At 46.7% G+C, this 3839-nt stretch carries 2 protein-coding genes and 1 pseudogene; 1 reads left to right on the top strand and 2 read right to left on the bottom strand.

Features of this window, described 5'->3' with window-relative positions:
• Nucleotides 1–195: 195 nt before the first annotated feature.
• Nucleotides 196–453 (bottom strand): hypothetical protein, encoded by a 258-nt coding sequence (locus KIV40_RS26270; protein ID WP_010646166.1) that lies wholly within the window; start codon nucleotides 451–453, stop codon nucleotides 196–198.
• A gap of 394 nt (nucleotides 454–847) precedes the next feature.
• Here KIV40_RS26270 and guaD point away from each other — a divergent pair, with 394 nt between their 5' ends.
• Nucleotides 848–2248, top strand: coding sequence for a guanine deaminase (guaD, locus tag KIV40_RS26265; protein WP_012127595.1), 1401 nt, complete (start codon nucleotides 848–850; stop codon nucleotides 2246–2248).
• Nucleotides 2249–2342: 94 nt separating this feature from the next.
• Here the strand turns inward: guaD and KIV40_RS26260 are convergent.
• Nucleotides 2343–3746: pseudogene (locus KIV40_RS26260) on the bottom strand (collagenase); the annotation flags it as partial.
• Between the last annotated feature and the right edge of the window lie 93 nt (nucleotides 3747–3839).

Genomic DNA, 3839 nt, shown 5'->3' with positions numbered 1-3839 from the left:
TTAAGTGATAGGAGTTAGCCCCTAATGCTGCTTGTGTGATTGAATCCATATCCCGTTATCTACACTCATTCATGACAAAGATTGATTGGCTTGAAAACTAAAACGACTTTCAATAAGAGTCAAATCACTCACCCACTTTGTGTCTCTTATTTACTTACTTTTACACATTGGAGGGAGATCAACGTTTAAAGCCACTTACTGGCTAGCGGTAGCCTCTGGGCGGGAGATTTTCTTGATCAATGCTTCACGTCGGAGATCTAAGATCTCATCAATCAATTTCTCTTTGGCGTTGATACCAAAGTGCTGATCGTAGTTTTTTACTTTTTCAATTTCATGCGGGTGCAAGCGGTACACCTCATCTTTTAAACGAGCCTCAGCTTCGCTTTTGATCAAGCCTTGGTTTTGTAGCAGCTTGATGATCACTTCATCAGCTGGGTTTACTGCTCTTGACATGGTTCTCTAATCTACAAGTTAAGTTGTTCGCCAAATCGCTGATCAATTCAGCTTATTCATTTGGCATCGCCAATTTACGTCGCACAACTTATAGCTCAAACATGACAAATTTATTGCAGCCCAAGGTCATTTATTAGCAAAGCATCGCATGCACCACTTCGGTTCAAACCTTTGTTTTTCTCACCATCATGGATCGTGAGTACCCACTTTTAACTTACGCCTCTTTCCGCCGAGCCCCATTCCGTCTGCCCTGAGAGCTTAAACGGACATCTGGCACACATCTCGCTGTAGTCTCTTCGCTTTTAATGGTTTTCGGTTGTTACACTCTATTGACAAGGACTTGTTCTGATAAGTCAAAAACCATGGATTTTTAAACGATTCAATGGAGTGACTTATGAACAAAAACGCGATCCTTCTATCTTTACTCGGTACGGCTTCCTTCTCTTCTCAAGCGGCGGCGGACATCACCGCAATCCGCTCTAGCCTATTACATTTCATCAACGATCCAGCCAAAGTTGAACACCTTCCCGATGCCTATCAGTATTTTGAAGACGGTTTATTAGTGATTGAAGATGGTCATATCAAAGCCATCAAAGCGTTCAGTGAAAGCGATTCGACACAGTACCAAGATATTGTCGATCACAGGGGAAAACTCATCGTGCCGGGCTTTATCGACACGCACATCCACTATCCACAAACTCAGATGATTGCGGCGTATGGCGAGCAACTGCTGGAATGGTTAGAAACCTACACCTTCCCAACGGAAAAACAGTTTGAGGACAAAGCCCACGCCCAAGCTATCTCTCAGTTCTTTATTAATGAACTGCTGAAAAATGGCACCACCAGCGCATTAGTGTTTGGCACTGTTCATCCACAATCGGTGGAAGCGCTTTTTGAGGAAGCGTTAGATAAGAACATGCGTATCATTGCGGGGAAGGTCATGATGGATCGCAACGCGCCAGACTACCTACTCGACACACCGGAAACGGGCTATAAAGAAAGCAAAAGCCTGATCAACAAATGGCACAACCAAGGACGATTGCAATACGCCATTACTCCACGCTTTGCCCCTACCTCGACGCCCAAACAATTAGCGGCTGCTGGGAAACTCAAAGCCGAGTATCCAGATGTCTATGTGCATACGCACTTGTCAGAAAACAAAAATGAAATCGAATGGGTGAAGTCGCTCTTCCCCGACCGTGAAGGCTACTTCGATGTTTACGAACATTACGGCTTAGCTGGCAAGCGTTCTATCTTCGCCCATGCCGTTCACCTGACCGACAAAGAATGGAGTGCATTTCAGCGTACCGATTCCGTCATTTCCTTTTGCCCTACCTCCAACCTATTCCTTGGTAGTGGCCTATTTGATTTAGAAAAAGCGGAACAGAAAGGTGTACGCGTTGGCTTGGGCACCGATGTAGGCGCAGGCACCAGTTTTTCTCAGTTAGAATCCTTAAATGAGGCCTATAAAATCATGCAGTTACAAGGAAAGAAACTCTCTGCGTTTAAAGGCTTGTACTTAGCGACATTGGGCGGCGCGACCTCGCTTAGCCTTGATGACAAGATAGGCAATTTTGAAGCAGGAAAAGAAGCCGACTTCGTTGTCCTCAACTGGGCAGCAACGGATTTGCAGAAGTTGCGTTACCAACATTCCAAAAGCTTGGAAGATAAGCTCTTTGCATTAATGATGTTAGGCGATGAGAGAAACGTCGAAGCAACCTACATAGCTGGCAAACTGGCCTATTCTGCCGATGGCGAAGTCACTAGAACGACAAAAATCGAGAGCTCAATCTAAACAGACCAAAGTCTTGAGCATAGAGACATCTAAACCGAAAAGCCGGACGCAGTGTCCGGCTTTGTTTTACATCGATACTTGTTCAGAGTAACGGTTAGTGAAAGTAAACCATCATCTCCACTTCATCCCCTTGCTGCGGTGCATCCAACGTGAAGTGCAAATAGCCCGCCTCAGTGACTGGAATTTGCAGGAATTCATTACTGCCTCTGTCGTCAGATGCGTATTCGTACTGCATAGCACTTGGCCAGTAAGCTCGGCTCGCGTACAAGTCCACATCGCCATTGTCAGAGTAGCCGTTTGTATCCGTTAGCCACACTCGTACTTCTTGAACGCCTTGCGGTACATAAACCGCCGCATAGCGTCGTTCGAGTACCTTGAGCGTCTGCGGTTTACCCGATTCCAATACCACAGGCGTTAAATCATCTCGCTCCGGCGTTGTTGGTGTTGGCGCCTCAATTTCTAATGAGGCCTTTAGCGTCACTGCATTAAATTCAGAGCGACCTGTGATACTCAGGTAATAACGGCCCGGCTTAATGTAACCCGATGGTTCTGGCTCAAACGTCACGATCTCATTGCTGCCCACGCCATATTGGCTGAATTCGAAATCGTAGTAATGCGCTTCTTGCTCAAAGCTCATGTACAAATCTGCGTCACCTTGAGCGTCGCCTTGGTTCTCGACTTCAAAGTGAGTCGCGTATTCAGGCACATCAACGTAGAACAACTGCTCACTGTAAGCCGCACCGCTCAGCACCACACTCTGGTTCGCGGTAAGCTTAATAACTTGGTCAGAAGGTTCCGTCGGCTCGCCCGGATTTGGATCTGGGTTTGGCTTAGGTGGCTCAGGCTCATTAGAAACGGAACCTAACCAGCGTTCAAATTCACCATCGTATTGCTCACCCAGCAATCGGACCTGCCTCGCCCACTCTGAAAACTGACCAGAACGAGAGAGCGTAAGCAAACTCTCAACCTCTTGCGGATGTTCTTCCAACATAAAGCGCACCGCGAGATAGCCCCAGCGATATACGCGATTAGTATCTGGAGAATAAGTGGTCGCAAACACCTTAGACAGGCTCATCTTGCCCTCTGCAATCAAGCCAATCGCCGCATCGTAGCCTTGCTTGTAATGCATGTATTCAGCAAAACCCTCTAGCCACCATACAATGTAACCATGCTCCAAGTTATCACCGAACGAGCCATATTGGTTGAATCGCGCATCGAGGTAGTGGGTGTACTCATGCTCTAAATTAAGAATAGAAAGCTCGTCACCATTGTTGTAACGGTAAGCCACAAAGCGCGCCACGTTGCCTGTTTCTGCTGGGTTACCTTCCAGATACTGACCGCCATTGTCGGTGGTATTACCAAACAAGAACGATGAGTAGTCCGCGTAACTCGCCTTGCTAGCAAACACCGCTACTTCTAATCGTTCATTATTGTCGTCTGCTACCGGTTGATGACCTGTATTCGCCACTTTATGGAAGTCCGCCTCTTTCGCTTGCATATTTCGGGGCATTCCGATCAGTCATTTCGGGATTATCCGATCACCCATTTCGGTTTTAACCGATCACTAATTCCCGCTGTTTTTCAAGCAAGT

Source organism: Vibrio sp. D173a (assembly GCF_030248475.1).
This window is presented reverse-complemented; position numbering and strand designations above follow the sequence as displayed.

Coding starts and splice junctions, on each gene's coding strand:
- guaD (WP_012127595.1), top strand. CDS start 848: ATGAACAAAAACGCGATCCTTCTATCTTTACTCGGTACGGCTTCCTTC.
- KIV40_RS26270 (WP_010646166.1), bottom strand. CDS start 453: ATGTCAAGAGCAGTAAACCCAGCTGATGAAGTGATCATCAAGCTGCTA.